This is a genomic window from Mesorhizobium sp. RSR565B (genome assembly GCF_054719465.1).
The window spans coordinates 481326-498143 of sequence record NZ_JBTTIE010000001.1 but is presented as its reverse complement, the minus strand read 5'-3'; the positions used below and the strand labels follow the sequence as shown (position 1 = coordinate 498143).

Genomic DNA, 16818 nt, shown 5'->3' with positions numbered 1-16818 from the left:
TGCCCCGAAGGGCGGATGAGGGGCGGCGCTGCGCTTTCACGTTGGCTCAAGCCGCCTTGATCCGCCCGCTGATGAACCGGAACTCCTGGCTCTTGCCGCCATACCCATAAGCTGCGGCCGGAACCTCGTGCACGAAGGCATAGCTCTCCTCATGCACGCCACCGAGCAGCTTACCAAAGGTGTCGAAGATCGCCTTCAGATAAGCCTCCAGCTCCAGCTTGGTGTTGGTGCCGTCGACCACCTTGATGTCGAGCCAGAAAGTATTGGCGCCATGCTCTGCCAGCGACTTGCCGCCGGCGAACCAGTGCTGCGGGTCGATATAGGTGACAGCGACGGCGGTGATCGTCGGGTCCTTGCGCAGATGGGTTGCGGTCAGGCCGGTGATTTCCTTGGCGATTGTGGCGGACAGCTTGGCGTCGGGCTTACCGGTGACGCTGATGTTGATGATGGGCATTTTTCTCTCCTTCGTTTGAGCGGCGTTGGAGAGACAATGCCAACATCTTTGGGTCAAAAAAAATCGAATTGTCTCGAACATAAGGTTCTGTATTATCAAAGTATGCAAGCTCTCGATCCCGATCTGCTCAAAACCTTCCTTGCCTTTGTCGATGGCGGCTCGCTGGCTCAGGCTGCGTCTGTTGTCGGCCGCTCGCCCTCGGCGGTGACCGCGCAGATGCAGCGCCTGGAGGAGATCGTCGGCGAACCGCTGCTGGTGGCGCAGGGGCGCGGGCGCGGGCTGACGCCGGCCGGCGAGGATCTTGTCGGTCATGCCCGCCGCATTCTTGCCGTGCACAGCGAGGCCTGGCTGGCGCTCAAGGGCGCGCGTGCCGCTGGTCGCGTCGCCATCGGCACGACACAGGATTTCGCCGATAGCGGCCTGCCGGAGCTGCTGCGTGCCTTCGCGACCAGCCATCCGCGCGTCAGGGCCGAACTCCGCGTCGGCCGTTCGGCCGAGCTTGGCGAGGCGCTGCAGGCCGGGCAGCTCGATCTGGCCGTTGTCATGCGCAAGACGCCGGCCAATGACGAAGTCGGGCTGTTCAGCGAGCCGATGCTGTGGCTGTGCTCGCAAAAGGGGCTTGCCGTGCGGGAAGAGGAATTGCCGCTGGCGCTGCTCGACCCCTATTGCGGCTTTCGCGAAGCAGCACTCGCCGCCCTCGATGCCGCTGGCCGCCGCTATCGCATCGCCGCCGGCAGCGCCAGCCTTGCCGGCTTGCGCACGGCGGTCAATGCCGGCATCGCGCTGACCTTGCGAACGGCCCGCTTTGCCCATTCCGGCATCGTCGAAGCGCCGCGCGACTTCGCGCTGCCGCCGGTGCCGACAGCGCAATTCGCGATAAAACTCGGCCAGGGCGCCGAGCGGCCGGCGCGCGATCTTGCCATCCTGCTCAGCGACAACCTCGCCTTGCCCGGCTTTGCCGGCTGATGTCCAAAGAAAAAGCCGACCTTTACGGTCGGCTTTGAGGAGGACGGGTCGAGGGGTTTGGGGGGACTTGGGGGGTGACCCGTCGCACATAAAACTGCCTGATCCGCATGATGGTTCCATGATTTGGAAAATAATTATTGGGTTGCCGCACTTTTTCTCGCGGCCAGCCAGTCGCGGCCCGCATGGGCGAAAACCGCGCACAGTACTATGGCGCCGCCGATCAGGCTGGCGGCCGGCGCGATCTCGCCGAGGAACAGGAAGGCGAACAGGATCGCAAACGGCACTTCGGCGGCACCGAGAAGGCCGGACTCAGGCGCAGGGATCAGCCGCGAGCCTTCCGTCCACAGGATCGACGCCGCCGCAAACGATCCTCCGAAGGCGACGAGCAGCACGGCGTCGCGAGCAGAAATCGCCAGGGGGTCGGTGACGAACCAGCCGAGCACGAACAGCAGAAGCGCCGAGACTGCGCCCGCCCACACCACCGGCGTGTCGCGGAAGGCGCGCACCATGATCATGTAGAGCGCGCTGCCGGCGGTCATCAGCAGCGCGAGCCCATCGCCAAACAGATGACCGCTGCCGAAGCCGGAGCCGACCATGATCGCCACGCCGCACAGCGAAACGGCGGCGGCGGCAAGCGTCTGCGCCCGGAACGGCTCGCGCACCAGCACGAAGGCGAGCAGCGCGGTGATGAAGGGCGCGGTGGCGTAGATGACCGCGACATTGGCGACATAGGTGAATTTGAACGCCGAGATGAAGGCGATGCTGGCCGCGGCGCCCTCGAGGGCCAGCAACCAGCCGCGCCAGCCAAGCCGCAAGCTTTCCCGCCCGCCGGAGCGGCGCCGGCGCCACAGCACATAGAAGGTGATCAGGATCGCGCCGACAAAGCCGCGCCAGCAAGTGATGATCAGCGGGTCGGCGTGGATCGATTTGGTCAGCACGCCGGTGAGGGCGAAGAAAGCCGCCGAGGCCGCCACCAGCATGATGCCGAGCGTACGCTCGGCAGCGGTATCTGTGGTGCCTGGGCCGTCGAGCGCTTCCGTCATCTCAGCAGCCTATCCGTCTTCTCCTGCCACCATGCTGTCAGCACGGGGTACTCATAGCCGCTTGCGGAAATGCTCGTTGCCGATGATCAGCAGGCCGGCGCCGACGATCAACGCCGCCCCCAGAAACACCTCGCGACGCGGCACGTCGCCCCAGATCGCAAAGCCGAGCCCGAAGGCCCAGACCAATGAGGTGTATTCGAACGGCGCCACGATCGACACCGGCGCCCGCTTCATGCCTTCGAACAGCATAAATTGCGCCACGCCGCCGAGCGCGCCGACGCTGATCAAAAGCAGCAACTGGCGCCAGTCCGGCATCTGCCAGACCAACAGCGCCGGCACCGTGGAAAACACCAGGAAGTAGAAATTGTTGAGCACAAGCTGGATCAGCGTGCGCTCGGCCAGCGCCGTCTTGCGCAAAAGCACCACGGCAATGCCCCACAGCACTGCCGCAGCCAGTACCAAGAGCATCGGCACGGACAAGCCGAGACGAGTGGGATCACAGGCGATGAAGACGCCGACGAAGCCGATGAACACCGCCAGCCAGCGCAACAGCGGCACCTTTTCGCCAAGCATCACCACCGACAGCACGGTGACGATGATCGGGGCGGCGTAATAGATGGTGGTGAGTTCGGCCAGCTGCAGGGAGCGGGCGGCGTTGTAGTAGCAGAGCCAGGCGCCGAGCGTGAAGGCGCTGCGCACCAGCATCGGCCGCACGATGGGCGAGCGCATTGTGTCGGCAAAGATGGGCGGTCCGCCGATTGCAGCACAGCCGATAAGCACAGCGATCGAGCGGAAGAACATGATCTGCCAGACGCTGATGCCGACGACCAGAAGCTTGATCGCGGCGTCCTGCGTCGAAAACAGGAAATAGGCGCAGCCGGTGAACAGGATGCCGGCAAGCACCCTTTCGCGGGTTTCCAGAATGGCAATATCGGCCATGCGGCGTGTCCGGCGCTGTCAAGAGGACGAAGAAGAAGCCTGCCCCAATCAGGCTCCCATTGCAGGCTATACGGGCGAAAGCCTGCGGGGCGCTACGCCAGTGGCAAGCTTGCGTTGGCGCAGCCTGGCCGACAGCGTGGGCACGCCGTTCACTGTGTTGCCTGGTAGAGCTCCGAAGCGGCCTCCTTCAGGGCGCGCCGGCCGCCCGGCCTGAGATACATCATGTGGCCGCCTTCGACGACGTCGAGACGGATGGGTTTTGCCCCGCCCAGCGTCGGGATTTGGCTCACCAGATAGCGTGAGGCCAGATAGGGCGTGACCAGATCGGTGTCACCGTTGACGATCACCACGCCGAGCCCTGGGTTGAGCGAGCGCGCCCGCTGCAGATCGTCCATCACCCCGGCATAGCCTTGCCGCGAGCCGCCATAGTCCCAGGCGTGGGTCACATCGCCATTGAGCAACCTGTAGCTGACATCGGTGCGAAAATTCAGCTCGTCGCGCGCATAACCGACAAAGGCCGAGGTCAGCGCCGGCACGCTGCGGTCGAGCACCGGATCCGGGCCGGCGCTGCGGGCGCTTTCCGGGGCGATGTCGCTGGTGGCGATGGTGCCGTCATACGGGCTGAGCACTTTGCCACTGGCGCGCTGGAATTCGCGCGCGAACAGGCCGGTCGGGATGCGGGCGAAATTGCGCTGCACGAGGTCGAGCGGCAGGCCGGTGATCTCGGCCACGCGCTGGCTGGCCAGCCGCCCGCCCTGTTCCAGCCCGCCGGTCAGAGCCGTGAGGTAGTCGCCCAGCGCATACTTTTCGACCTCGGCGAGCTTTTCGCGCAGTGCTTCGCCGCTGAGGCCTTCGCTGCGCAGGCGCACCGCCGCCAGCGAGGGCAGTTCCAGCGCCCAATGCAGTGGCTGGAATTCGTCGGGCAGCACCAGCGTGAACTCCAGTGCAGGCGAGATCAGCACGATGCCGTTGGGGCTCAGGCCGACATCTTCCTGCAGGGTCCTGGCGAGAAGTGCCGCGCGGAACCCGCCATAGCTTTCGCCGGCGAGGAAGAGCGGCGATCCGGTGCGGCCGTTCTGGGCGAGATAGAGCCGGATGAAAGCGCCGATCGAACTGGCGTCCTGGCTGACGCCCCAAAAATCTTTCGTGTCCTGGCCGGGGGCCTCGCGGCTGTAGCCGGTGCCGACCGGATCGACGAAGACGAGGTCGGTCATGTCGAGCCAACTGTCGGGATTGTCGATCAGCTTTTGCGGCGGCGGCAGGAATTGGCCATCGGCGCCGGTCGCGACGACACGCGGGCCGAGTGCGCCGAGATGCAGATAGGCGGATGCCGCGCCCGGGCCGCCATTGAAGACGAAGGTGATGGGGCGAGCCTTCTCCGCGCCCGCCAGTGGCGGCAGCGTGTAGGCGACATAGAAGATTTCCGCGGTGACCTCGCCCTTGCCGGATAGCAGCGACAGCGTGCCGGCCTTTGCCTGATAGTCCAGCTTGCGCCCGGCAATGGTGATTGAATGGCTGGTCGTCTGCGGTGCCGGCAGCAGCGACAGCACGCCGCCTGCCGGTGCGGGGCGCTCGGGCGTTTCGGCGAGGACTGGCTGCGCGAAGGCTGCAAGCACCAACAGGGTAAGCGAGATCAGTTTCAGCTTGAACGGCATGATGTCTCCGCGGGAATGACTCTGCTTAGGTATGGCCGGGGCGGTCGAAGTCAAAGTAACTCTTCGTGAGGTAGCATTCCTTCAGCCCCCTCTGTCCTGCCGGACATCTCCCCCCACAGGGGTGGAGATTGGATGTCGCGACCGCCTTCGCTAATCGCCGGCGTAGAAAGCGCCATCGGCGAAGCTGCAGATCTCCCCCCTGTGGGGAGGTGGCCGGGCCAGAGGGGGGCGCTGTCTCGCTGGCATATCAGTGCTATCAAAGCGCGACGGACTCGAAAAGGAATGCAACATGGACGCCACCGCACTCAAGGCCATGCAGGCACCGATCAAGGAGGCTTATCGCGACGATTCCTCGCAAGCGCTGATCACGCTTCGCGCCAAAGGCTCCATCGACGACCAGTCGATTGCCTGCAAGGTCGAGACGGGCAGGGCGCTGGCGGTCGCCGGCCTGCATCCGGCGACCGGCGGTTCCGGGCTCGAATTGTGTTCGGGCGACATGCTGCTCGAGGCGCTGGTGGCGTGCGCCGGGGTGACGCTGAAGGCGGTGGCCACCGCACTAGAGTTCAAACTCGGCGCAGCCACCGTCGAGGCCGAAGGCGATCTCGACTTTCGCGGCACGCTGGGCGTGGCCAAGGACGCCCCCGTGGGCTTTCGCGCCATCCGGTTGAATTTCAACCTCGACACGGATGAGCCGCAGGATCGCATCGACGCGCTGATCAAGCTGACGGAACGCTATTGCGTGGTCTTCCAGACCATCAACAGCAAGCCGGAGCTGACGGTGAAGGCGCGCGCCTGATCTCCCCCCCTCAAGGGGGGAGATCACGCTACTGCGCCGCAGGCTCTTCCGCGTCGCCCTCATCGGTAAACGGGGAGGCGCTCGGCACGCAGTTGACCGCCCAGCCGGCCGGCGTCGGCTGCTTCTGATATTCGGTAATCGCGTTTGTGCACTGTTCGCGGGTGTCGAAGGTGCTGGGCAGCACCACCATGCCGCCTTGCGGGCCGGCGATCACCAGGTACCAGACCAATGCTACGCTGGGAGCAGCCATGGGAATTCCTCGCTTTGCTGGGTGTCGGAGTCGGGCCGACCCTAGCAACTCCCGGCTGATGGCGAAAGCAGGGCGAGGGGGGAGGGGGCCTGCCGGATCATCACAGACCCGTGAACGAACCGCTCCCCCAGACTTCTCTCAGTTCGCGGCAAAGCAGTAGAACAGGCCATCGCCGCCGGTGCCTTTCAGCGCCTCCTGGCTGCAGCCGCCGCGCGAGGCATGCGAGGAGTTCCAGGATTTCGCCGCCGCCGACTCATCAAGGCCGGTGCGGTCGTGATGGCCCATCATCGCCGCGCCCTCCGCCCCGCTCAAGGTCCAGTCGCCGCAGGTCTGGTCGGCGATCTTGGTGCCGTCAGGCTTCGAGCCGGTCAATATGTCGTGCCGGTTCGGCTTGTCGCCGCGGCCATTGACCACTTGGCCCTTCTCGGTCAGCGCCGACTGCTTGGTGATGGCGTTGGCGTCGCTGTGCAGCGAGGCGACGTCATCGGCGATCTTCTCGCCCTTGGCGTTGACCCAGGGACCCTTGCCGATACGGTCGCGCGCATCGACATTGGCGCTCGAGAGATAGGCGTGCCATTCCTTGCCGGTAACCCCAGCCGCTTCCGCCAGCGAGGCGCAATGCGCGTCGGCACCCTTGAGACCGCCGAGATCGGCGCCCTTGCCGGAACCGACGCTGGTGACGAAGAAACTCATCTTGGCGTCTTGCGCCAGCGCCACGCCGGCTGTGGCGGCAATCGCGGCGGCGGCAACGAGAAGAAGTCTACGCATGTCGGTCCTCCGGTTTCGAATGTCCTACATTCGAAGAAACGTAACTGGAGGCCTGTTTAATCCCGCTACAACCCGGTTTATTCCGGCTGCCGGTAGGCGACGAAGCGGTTGTTCTTGACCTGGAAGATCAGCCCCGTCTCTTTCAGCTCGGGGCTCGCCAGCGGCACGATGCGTTTTGCCACCTCTGAGGGATGCGGCAGCGTTTCCGGATCCTCGCCGGGCGCGGCCTGTGCACGCATGGCGGTGCGGGTGGCGCCGGGGTCGACGGCATTGATGCGGAGCGCCAGGCTCTGCGTCTCATGCGCCCAGGAACGCGTCATGGCTTCCACCGCCGCCTTCGACGCCGCATAGGGCGCCCAGAAGGCGCGCGCCGAATGCGCGGAGCTGGAGGACATGAGAATGGCGCGGCCGGCGTCGGACAGCCTGAGCAGCGGGTCGACCGAGCGGATCAGCCGCCAGGTCGAGGTGACATTGATGGTCATTACCTTCTCGAAGGTTTTGGCCTCGACATGGCCGATCGGCGAGATGACGCCGAGCACGCCGGCATTGGCCACCAGAATGTCGAGCTTGCCCCAACGCTGGTGAATGGCCCCGCCCAGCCGGTCGATGCCGGCCATGTCTGAGAGGTCGAGTGGCACCAGCGTCGCTTCGCCCTTGCCGGTTTTCGCGCGCTCGGCCTTGATCTGGTCATCGAGTTCTTCCAGCCCGCCGACGGTCCGGGCAACCGCAATGACATGCGCGCCGGCGGCGGCAAGTTCCCTGGCGATGAAGTAGCCGATGCCGCGCGAGGCGCCGGTAACGACCGCGACGCGGCCGGAGAGGTCGAGGGTCATGCGAGCGCTTTCAAGGATAGCAGTTGGGCTTTACGCCCCGTTGTTCGCCAGCAGCGACAGCGTGCGCACATTGTCGTGGCCTTCGAAGTCGAGCAGGCGGGTCGGGTACTGGCCGGTGAAACAGGCGTCGCAGAATTGCGGCTGCTCATTGTCGCGGCTGGCTTCGCCGACGGCGCGGTAGAGCCCGTCAATGGTGAGGAAGCCGAGCGAATCGACACGGATGAACTCGGCCATTTCCTCGATCGACATGCGCGATGCCAAAAGCTTCGACTTCTCCGGCGTGTCGACGCCGTAGAAGCACGACGCGCTGGTCGGCGGCGAGGCGATGCGCATATGCACTTCCTTGGCGCCGGCGTCGCGCACCATCTGCACGATTTTCTGGCTGGTGGTGCCGCGCACGATCGAATCGTCGACCAACACCACGCGCTTGCCCTCGATCATCCGGCGGTTGGCGTTGTGCTTGAGCTTGACGCCCATATGGCGGATCGAATCGCCGGGCTGGATGAAGGTTCGGCCAACATAGTGGTTGCGGATGATACCGAGTTCGAAGGGGATGCCTGCCGCCTGGGAGAAGCCGATTGCCGCCGGCGTGCCGGAATCCGGCACCGGCACGACGATATCGGCCTCGACCGGGCTTTCCTGCGCCAATTCGGCGCCGATACGCTTGCGCACTTCGTAGACATTGCGGCCTTCGACCGAGGAGTCCGGGCGGGCGAAATAGACATATTCGAAGATGCAGAAGCGGGTCTTCTGCGGCTCGAAGGGGAACAGGCTCTCGATGCCCTTCGAGGTCACCACGACCATTTCGCCGGGCTTCAGGTCGCGCACGAAGCGGGCGCCGATAATGTCGAGCGCGCAGGTTTCGGAGGCCAGGATCCAGGCGCCGTCGAGGTCGCCGAGCACCAGCGGGCGGATGCCGAGCGGATCGCGGCAGCCGATCATCTTCTTGGAGGTCATCGCGACCAGCGAGAAAGCGCCTTCGACCTGACGCACGGCGTCGATGAAGCGCGAATTCAAATCGCGTTCCTTGCTGGTGGCAACGAGATGCAGCAGCGTCTCGGTGTCGGAGGTCGACGAGAAGATCGCGCCCTGCTTCTGCAGCGCGCGCTGCACGGTCATGGCGTTGGTGAGATTGCCGTTATGGGCGACGGCAAAGCCGCCATCGGCGAGTTCGGCGAAGAAGGGCTGGATGTTGCGCATGCCGGCGCCGCCGGTCGTGGCATAGCGCGTGTGGCCGATGGCACGGTTGCCTTGCAGGCTGTCGATGACGTGCTGCTTGGTGAAGGTGTCGCCGATCAGGCCGACATGGCGTTCGACATGGAACTGCGTGCCGTCATAGGAGACGATGCCGGCCGCTTCCTGGCCGCGATGCTGCAGCGCATGCAGGCCTAGCGTTACGATGGCCGCAGCGTCCTGCCGGCCGAAAATGCCGAACACGCCGCATTCGTCGTGGAAATGATCGTCTGCTTCGGCGGAAAGCACGTCGTCCGCGTCTGCCTTCGAAACTGCCATGGGGCTCAAGCTCCGCTAAAATGGCCATATAGTGCGATAGCGCCGCGAAAGCAACGTAGTCAGGCCGGAACTGCCGGGATGGCGCCTGTCAGGCACCATCCGTCCGTATCAGTTTGCCGGCGCGGCCGGAGCCGGAGCAGCGGGCGCGGGTGCGTTATCGGCCGGAGCGTCGGTCTCGTCGTCGGGCGCCGGCGTATCGTCACCGGTTGCCGGAGCATCCGCCGCCGGTGCATCGGCCGCCGGAGGCGTCTCGGCTGCCGGCTGATTCGGATTGAGCTTCTTCAGGATGGCGTTTTCCGGATCTTCGGGCAGCAGGCTTTCCAGCTTGGCGCCGATGGTCTCGAGCAGCGGCTTCGACTTGGCGTTGGCGATCCAGGCGGGCGCCTTGGCGCCGGCCAGCCAGTTGAAGAACAGCAGCGCCACGGCGACAACGAGGACGCCGCGCGCGGCGCCATAGAGGAAGCCCAGCGTACGGTCGAGCGCGCCGATCCTGGAATCGATGATCCAGTCGGCAAGCTTCATGGTGATGACGGAAACGACGATCAGCGCGATGAGGAAGACGATGCCGGCGGATGCCGCCATGGCGATCTTGTCGCTTTCGACATAGGGCTGAACGTAAGGCAGCACCGGCTTGTAGAAGAAGAATGCCGCCGCGGCGGCAGCCGCCCAGGACACGACGGACAGGATTTCGCGTGACAGGCCGCGAACCATGGCGAGCATCGCCGAGACCAGGGTGAAGCCGACGAGAATTCCGTCCAGCAGCGTAATCGGCATGTCTTTCGCCCCACTCAGATTGTCTTTTCACGGCTCGGGCGAGCCGCGTCAATCTTCCACGTCGACACGGCTGCGCCGTGAGCCGGCTATGCGTGCGACGAGATCGGCAAGTTCGGTCGGCTGGAAAGCGCCGGCCCCTATCCCCCCGACAACCTCCTCGCTGCCCAAGGGCAGAACCGCACTTCCAAAACCCAGCTTTTCGGCCTCTTTAAGGCGCTGCTGCGCATGCGCAACCGGCCTCACTGCGCCCGACAGGCTGATTTCGCCGAAATAGACGCAATCGGCGGGAAGGGCAAGACCGGTGAGCGACGAAACCAGTGCAGCGGCAACCGCCAGATCGGCCGCCGGCTCGGAAATCCGGTAGCCGCCGGCGACGTTGAGGTAGACATCGTGGGTGCCGAAGCGCACGCCGCAATGGGCTTCGAGCACGGCAAGGATCATCGACAGCCGTGCGCCGTCCCAGCCGACGACGGCACGGCGCGGCGTGCCCAATGTGGACGGCGCCACCAGTGCCTGGATCTCGACCAGCACCGGACGTGTCCCTTCCATGCCGGCAAATACCGCGGCACCCGGCGATTTTGCGTGGCGTTCGCCGAGGAACAGCTCCGACGGATTGGCGACCTCGCGCAAGCCCTTGTCCGACATCTCGAAGACGCCGATCTCGTCGGTCGGCCCAAAACGGTTCTTCACCGTGCGCAGGATGCGGTAGTGATGGCCGCCTTCGCCTTCGAAATAGAGAACGGCGTCGACCATGTGCTCGACGACGCGCGGACCGGCGATCTGGCCTTCCTTGGTGACATGGCCGACCAGCACGATGGCAGCACCGGTGGATTTGGCGTAGCGGATCATCGCTTGCGCCGAGGCGCGCACCTGGGTGACGGTGCCGGGCGCCGAGTCGGCCATGTCGGTCCACAGCGTCTGGATGGAATCGAGGATGACGAGGTCCGGCCTTCTGCCGTCGGCTATTGTTGCCAGGATATCCTCGACATTGGTCTCGGCGGCAAGTTCGACCGGCGTGTCGGCGACGCCAAGCCGCTGCGCCCGCAGCCGGATCTGTGCGACCGCCTCCTCGCCCGAGACATAGACGATGCGGTGGCCTTTTGACGCCAATGCTGCTGCGGCCTGGGTAAGCAGCGTCGACTTGCCGATGCCGGGATCGCCGCCGACCAGCAGCGCCGAGCCGCGCACGAAACCGCCGCCGGTGGCGCGGTCGAGTTCGCCAATGCCGGAGATGATCCGCGGCGCATCCTCGATGTCACCGGACAGGCTGGTCAGCACCACGGCGCGGCCCTTGCGCGCATTTCGCGTGTTGGCCGGTCCCGAGCCGATGCCGCCCGAGGTGCCTTCCTCGACCAGCGTGTTCCACTCGCCGCAAGCATCGCATTTACCGGCCCAGCGCTGATGCACCGAGCCGCAATTCTGGCAGATGAACTGGACGCGCGATTTAGCCATCAGGCGCGGCCTGCTTCGAGCGTTGCTAGAAAGGCTGGTGGGGCACCACCCCCCTCTGGCCTGCCGGCCATCTCCCCCTCAAGGGGGGAGATCAGCAGCTTTGGTCTCGGCGCCCACCGTGCCACGTTGATAATTGGCGAAAGCCGACATGACATCCAATCTCCCCCCTTGAGGGGGAGATGTCCGGCAGGACAGAGGGGGGTGCGGAGGAATGAGGCCTTTCTCAACAGACTACTCGAACCTCTCCGCAATATGATGCTCTTCGGCGAGGTCGGAAAACCGTGTGAACTCGCCCTGGAAGGCGAGGCTGACCGAACCTGTCGGGCCGTGGCGCTGCTTGGCGACGATGACTTCGGCCTTGCCGCGCATCTCGTTCATCTCGTGTTCCCACTTGATGTATTCGTCGGTGCCGGGCTTCGGTTCGCGGTTCTTCAGATAATATTCCTCGCGGTAGACGAACATCACCACGTCGGCGTCCTGCTCGATCGAGCCGGATTCGCGAAGATCGGACAGCTGCGGGCGTTTGTCTTCGCGGCTTTCGACCTGACGCGACAGCTGCGACAGCGCGATGATCGGAACGGAGAGTTCCTTGGCCAGCGCCTTGAGGCCGGTGGTGATCTCGGTGATTTCCTGCACCCGGTTCTGTGAGGACTTCGCGCTCGATCCCTGCATCAGCTGGATATAGTCGATGACGATGAGGTCGAGGCCGCGCTGACGCTTCAGCCGCCGCGCCCGCGCCGACAGCTGCGCGATCGAGATACCGCCGGTCTGGTCGATGAACAGCGGGATCTTCTGCATGGTCTGCGAGCAGGCGACCAGCTTTTCGAAATCCATCTCCGAAATCTCGCCGCGGCGGATTTTTGACGACGAAATTTCCGTCTGTTCGGAAATGATGCGGGTGGCGAGCTGCTCGGACGACATTTCCAGCGAGAAGAAGCCGACGACGCCTCCATTGGCTGCCTTGAACGAGCCGTCGGCCTGCTGCGCCGGCTCATACATCTCGGCGATGTTGAAGGCGATGTTGGTGGCGAGCGACGTCTTGCCCATGCCCGGACGGCCGGCAATGATGATCAGATCCGACGCCTGCAGGCCACCCATGCGGCGGTCGAGATCGCGCATGCCGGTGGCGAGGCCCGACAAATGGCCGTCGCGCATATAGGCGGCGTTGGCCATGTCGACGGCGGTCTTGACCGCGTCGGTGAAGCTCTCGAAGCCGCCGTCGTAACGGCCGGTTTCGGCCAGTTCGAACAGCCGCCGCTCGGCATCCTCGATCTGTTCGGACGGCGCCATGTCGACCGGCGCGTCATAGGCGATGTTGACCATGTCCTCGCCGACGGTAATCAGTGCCCGGCGCGTGGCCAGATCGTAGATGGCGCGGCCATAATCGGTGGCATTGACGACGGTGACGGCTTCGACCGCCAGACGAACCACATATTGCGCCACCGTCATGTCGCCGACCTTCTCGTCGGCCGGCAGGAAGGTTTTCAGCGTGATCGGCGTCGCCACCTTGCCCATGCGGATGAGCTCGGCTGCGACCTCGAAGATTTTCCGGTGCAGCGGCTCGTAGAAATGGCCGGCCTTGAGGAAGTCGGAGACGCGGTAGAAGGCATCGTTGTTGACGAGGATGGCGCCGAGCAGCGCCTGCTCGGCCTCGATGTTGTTCGGCGCTTCACGATAAAGCGGTTGCTGCTCCGCCACGCCGAATTTTCGCGCTGCCTCTGCCATGATGTCCCCGATTTTGATCCCGGCTTCTCGATATCAGAACGAGATAAATCGGTGCTGACCTTTCTGCATCACCGCACGACCAATCAACCTCGATGCCCCGTTGTTCACAGGGGCGGCAAACCGTCCACAGAAGAGTGTTTCCGCGCCCCGATTCCGGTTGACTCAGAAAGGCGCTGACTTCTATCCGAGTCGTTGGAACAGAGCAAGAACAATCTCGGTGATTACCCGCTTCTTCCGTCCAATGTATCGCCCCAGTCCAGCCGCCGCGCTGCCTTGAACAGCTCGCCCTCGCGCTTGGTGAAAAGTGTCTCGCCGGCGCCGCCATCCGGCTGGCACAGTTTGAGCAGCACCTTGCCGGAGCCCGATTTCGGCGGCGCAATCACGCGGGGCGGATGTACAGGCGCGGGTTGCCGCGACGCCGCGACGTAGATGAATTTCTCGTCCTCCCACGGCACGTCCGCGTCTTTGGCCAGGCGATGAAGGCGCGAGCGGGCGACGCGGCGCGAAAAATGGCACCAGTCGGGCGGCTCAAGCGGGCAGGGCGCCTCATGCGGACAAGGCGCCAGCACATGCGCCCCGGCCTCCAGCAATTGCCTGCGCACTGCCAGGATGCGCTGCCAGCCTGCCGGCGTGCCGGGCTCCACGATCAGCAGTGTGTCGCCGGTCAAATGCCAGAGCCGGACGACAAGCTTCGGCAGCGATGCCGGCGCGATCTCGTCCAGCACATAGGCGCAGGTGACGAGGTCGGCAGGCTTGAGATCGGCAAGGTCGATGGTCACGTCGCCGGCCCGCCAGTCCATCCTGGTGGCGATGGTATCAAGGGCGAGCGACTGGCCAACCTTGCGCACCGCGGCGCTTGCTTCAACCAGAACCGCCTCTTCGAGGTCGGGCCACAGATCTGTAGTGGCCCAAAGCACCGTGCCAGGACCGGCGCCGACATCGAGCAAGCTCGTTGGCTGGAAATCGGGCCGCGCATAGGCGAGTTCGTCGAGACCGGCCCGTACCGCCGCGTAGGTCGCCGGCAGCCGCGTCGCCAGATAGGCTTTTACCGCCATCTCTTCGGCCATGTGCGGGCGGCCGTCGCGCAATTCGGCGCGGTAGCGGTCAGACAGCGTCTTCGCCGCCTGGCGCAGCACCGCCAGCGGTGTCGTTTCGAGCAGGCGCTCGACGCCTTGTCGCAGCGAAGCGGGGAGTTCCACGCTCAGGCTCCGCGTGGCGAGAGCACCGAGGCGCCGGCGAACTCGACAAGGGTGGTGGCGATGGTGGGCAGGCAGATCATTAAAAAAGGTCTCGCGAGAACGAGACCTTTTTCAGTGTCAGAGCCGTCGATGGCAAGCGGCAATACGCAATCGAGGCGTTATTCGCGATCCGCCACCTTGCGACGGCGCGCTGGCTTGGCCGCAACGGACCTGACAGCAACGGACCTGGCAGGCACGGACCTGGCGACAGCAGGCTCGGCGGCCGCCGCCTCCTGACGATGCCCCATTTCGCGCATTTCGAGCGCCTTTTCACATTTGGCCATGTAGTCGCGCGTCATCGGCAGCGTGTCGTTCTTCTTGGCGATCTGGATCTGGAAGATCACCAGATCCTGCCAGCGGAAGGCGGCTTCCGAAGCCGCCAGATAGAACTCCCACATCCTGCAGAAGCGCTCGTCGTAGATGGCCTTGGCCTTGTCCCGGTTGGCGGCAAAGCGCTGGCCCCAATGCTTCAGCGTATCGGCATAGTGCAGCCGCAGAATCTCGATGTCGGTGACCACAAGCCCCGACTTCTCGATCGCCGGCATCACCTCCGACAGCGAGGGAATGTAGCCGCCCGGAAAAATGTACTTGCGGATAAAGGCGCTGGTCGCCCACGGCACGCCGGAGCGGCCGATCGTGTGCAAGAGCATGACGCCGTCGGGCTTCAACAGCGTCGCCGACTTGTCGAAGAAGGTGCGGAAGTGGTTGACGCCGACATGCTCGAACATGCCGACCGAGACGATGCGGTCGAAGCGTTCGTTGAGTTCGCGGTAGTCCTTGAGGTCGAAATGCACGCGGTCCTGCAAGCCTTGCGCATGCGCCCGGTCGGTGGCGACGCCGTGCTGCTCGGTCGACAGCGTCACGCCTTGGACGTCGACATCGAAAGCCTTGGCGAGATAGAGGCCGAGCCCACCCCAGCCGGAGCCAATATCGAGCACGGTCTGGCCGGCCTTCAGCCTGAGCTTGGCGGCGATATGGCGTTTCTTGGCCATCTGCGCCTCGTCGAGCGTCATGTCCGGCTGTTCGAAATAGGCGCAGGAATACTGCATGTCGTCGTCGAGGAAGAGCCGGTAGAGGTCACCCGACAAATCATAGTGGCGCTGCACGTTGCGGCGCGCCCGTGATGCGGTGTTGATCTGCTGCAGGCGGCGAAAGGCGTGGCGCAGACCCTCGATGGCCTTCGACCAGGTGGCGTCGATACCGCCGCTGCCCATGTTCTGGAAGGCGATGCGCATCATACCCAGTACGCCGCCCTCGATGATGTCGAGTTCGCCGTCCATATAGGCTTCCGGCACGGCCAGCATCGGATCGAAGGTAATGGCGCGCTCGGCATGCGCGGTCTTGATGTGCATATGCACCGGCTCGCCGCTGCCGTCGCCGAAAACCACTGTCGAGCCCTTCGGCCCGGTGACTTTCAGATTGCCCGTACGCACCAGGCGGTCGAGAACGCGCTTCAACAGAATATTCATCACCAAATGTCCCCTCACGGTCAGACTGGCGGACCAATTCTGCAACAATATATAGGGGTTCGAAAAGTTCCATTTGGCACAAAAATGCCCGGGCGAGAGGCCCGGCCATTGGTCCAGAAAGGCTGGATGACGAGGAAGTGATTGGAGCGCTGCTCCCCTCGCTTCCCGATCAGGCCCCGTGCGGGATCAGGCGTTGTCTTCTTCGCCGCCTTCGAACTCGGTGTTCGGGTCGAAGAAGTTCTCCGGCCGTGCGTTGTCGTTGATGTCATCGCCATAGATGGCTTCGGCGGTGGTCAGCGTCTCGCCCTTGGCCTGGCGCTCGGCTTCGTCGGCCGTGCGGGCGATGTTGAGGCTGATGGTGACCTCGACTTCCGGATGCAGCGCAATCGCCACATTGGTGACGCCGATGGTCTTGATCGGCTGGTTGAGCTGGATCTGGTTGCGGTTGACCGAGAACCCTTCGGCGGTCAGCAGGTCGGCGATGTCGCGGGTCGACACCGAACCGTAGAGCTGGCCGGTCTCGCCTGCGGAACGCACGGCGATGAAGCTCTTGCCGTCGAGCTTTTCGGCAACCTGGCTGGCTTCCGACTTGCGCTCGAGGTTGCGCGCTTCGAGCTGCGCGCGCTGCCCTTCGAACTTCTTCTTGTTGGCTTCGTTGGCGCGCAGCGCCTTGCCCTGCGGCAAGAGGAAGTTGCGGGCAAAGCCGTCCTTGACCTTGACGGTATCGCCCATCTGGCCGAGGCGGGAAACGCGTTCGAGAAGAATCACTTGCATGGTCTTGTTCCTTCGTCTGGGCACCGACCGCGGGATCGGCGCCGAATTGAATGGAACAGGTCAGGAAGCTCTGAGCGCCTTGGCGCCGGTGTCGCTGTCCTGCCTGTCGCGGCAGTTAGAGGCTTTTCACCTCAACTCGGGATTTCAATGCACGTCGCCAAGAGTGGGCC

16 protein-coding genes are annotated in these 16818 nt (G+C 64.4%); 2 read left to right on the top strand and 14 right to left on the bottom strand.

All coding sequences use genetic code 11. From position 1 onward, the window contains the following. Positions 1–46: 46 nt before the first annotated feature. Positions 47–454, bottom strand: coding sequence for a tautomerase family protein (locus tag ACYG9R_RS02525; RefSeq protein ID WP_023824147.1), 408 nt, complete (start codon positions 452–454; stop codon positions 47–49). 102 nt (positions 455–556) lie between these two features. On the opposite strand from ACYG9R_RS02525, the gene ACYG9R_RS02520 reads away from it, so the two are divergent. Then, positions 557–1420 (top strand): LysR substrate-binding domain-containing protein, encoded by an 864-nt coding sequence (locus tag ACYG9R_RS02520; RefSeq protein ID WP_023824146.1) that lies wholly within the window; start codon positions 557–559, stop codon positions 1418–1420. 134 nt (positions 1421–1554) lie between these two features. On the opposite strand, the gene ACYG9R_RS02515 is transcribed toward ACYG9R_RS02520, so the two are convergent. The 3 genes from ACYG9R_RS02515 to ACYG9R_RS02505 all read right to left on the bottom strand — a co-directional run bounded on the left by ACYG9R_RS02515 (position 1555) and on the right by ACYG9R_RS02505 (position 5057). Further along, positions 1555–2463, bottom strand: a complete 909-nt coding sequence (locus ACYG9R_RS02515; RefSeq protein WP_023735495.1) for a DMT family transporter — start codon at positions 2461–2463, stop codon at positions 1555–1557. A 51-nt stretch (positions 2464–2514) separates the two neighbouring features. Then, the gene (locus ACYG9R_RS02510) at positions 2515–3402 is read right to left on the bottom strand and encodes a DMT family transporter (RefSeq protein WP_023689123.1); all 888 of its coding nucleotides are present in this window, start codon (positions 3400–3402) and stop codon (positions 2515–2517) included. A 149-nt stretch (positions 3403–3551) separates the two neighbouring features. Beyond that, positions 3552–5057, bottom strand: coding sequence for a S10 family peptidase (locus ACYG9R_RS02505; protein ID WP_023735493.1), 1506 nt, complete (start codon positions 5055–5057; stop codon positions 3552–3554). Positions 5058–5346: 289 nt separating this feature from the next. Between ACYG9R_RS02505 and ACYG9R_RS02500 the strand changes: the two genes are divergently transcribed. Then, positions 5347–5853 (top strand): OsmC family protein, encoded by a 507-nt coding sequence (locus tag ACYG9R_RS02500; protein ID WP_023824145.1) that lies wholly within the window; start codon positions 5347–5349, stop codon positions 5851–5853. 28 nt (positions 5854–5881) lie between these two features. On the opposite strand, the gene ACYG9R_RS02495 is transcribed toward ACYG9R_RS02500, so the two are convergent. The 10 genes from ACYG9R_RS02495 to rplI all read right to left on the bottom strand — a co-directional run bounded on the left by ACYG9R_RS02495 (position 5882) and on the right by rplI (position 16648). Continuing rightward, positions 5882–6103, bottom strand: a complete 222-nt coding sequence (locus ACYG9R_RS02495; RefSeq protein ID WP_023689120.1) for a hypothetical protein — start codon at positions 6101–6103, stop codon at positions 5882–5884. A gap of 138 nt (positions 6104–6241) precedes the next feature. After that, positions 6242–6871 (bottom strand): hypothetical protein, encoded by a 630-nt coding sequence (locus ACYG9R_RS02490; protein WP_023727356.1) that lies wholly within the window; start codon positions 6869–6871, stop codon positions 6242–6244. Positions 6872–6948: 77 nt separating this feature from the next. Next, complete coding sequence (locus tag ACYG9R_RS02485; protein WP_023824144.1) at positions 6949–7704, bottom strand: SDR family NAD(P)-dependent oxidoreductase; 756 nt, start codon at positions 7702–7704, stop codon at positions 6949–6951. Between the two features lie 30 nt (positions 7705–7734). Next, positions 7735–9216: an amidophosphoribosyltransferase gene (purF, locus tag ACYG9R_RS02480; protein ID WP_023672714.1), complete on the bottom strand. Its 1482-nt coding sequence runs from the start codon at positions 9214–9216 to the stop codon at positions 7735–7737. A 108-nt stretch (positions 9217–9324) separates the two neighbouring features. After that, positions 9325–9990, bottom strand: coding sequence for a CvpA family protein (locus tag ACYG9R_RS02475; RefSeq protein WP_023672715.1), 666 nt, complete (start codon positions 9988–9990; stop codon positions 9325–9327). Between the two features lie 48 nt (positions 9991–10038). After that, positions 10039–11442, bottom strand: a complete 1404-nt coding sequence (radA, locus tag ACYG9R_RS02470; RefSeq protein WP_023672716.1) for a DNA repair protein RadA — start codon at positions 11440–11442, stop codon at positions 10039–10041. 231 nt (positions 11443–11673) lie between these two features. Beyond that, entirely contained in the window at positions 11674–13167 is a 1494-nt protein-coding gene (locus tag ACYG9R_RS02465; protein WP_023731144.1) for a replicative DNA helicase, read from the bottom strand. Positions 13168–13388: 221 nt separating this feature from the next. Then, positions 13389–14366 carry a small ribosomal subunit Rsm22 family protein gene (locus ACYG9R_RS02460; RefSeq protein WP_023672718.1) on the bottom strand — a complete coding sequence of 326 codons (978 nt, stop codon included), beginning with the start codon at positions 14364–14366 and terminating at the stop codon, positions 13389–13391. 158 nt (positions 14367–14524) lie between these two features. After that, on the bottom strand, positions 14525–15874 hold the full coding sequence (locus tag ACYG9R_RS02455; RefSeq protein ID WP_023672720.1) for an SAM-dependent methyltransferase: 1350 nt from the start codon (positions 15872–15874) through the stop codon (positions 14525–14527). 186 nt (positions 15875–16060) lie between these two features. Further along, entirely contained in the window at positions 16061–16648 is a 588-nt protein-coding gene (gene rplI / locus ACYG9R_RS02450; RefSeq protein ID WP_023672721.1) for a 50S ribosomal protein L9, read from the bottom strand. Positions 16649–16818: the final 170 nt, after the last annotated feature.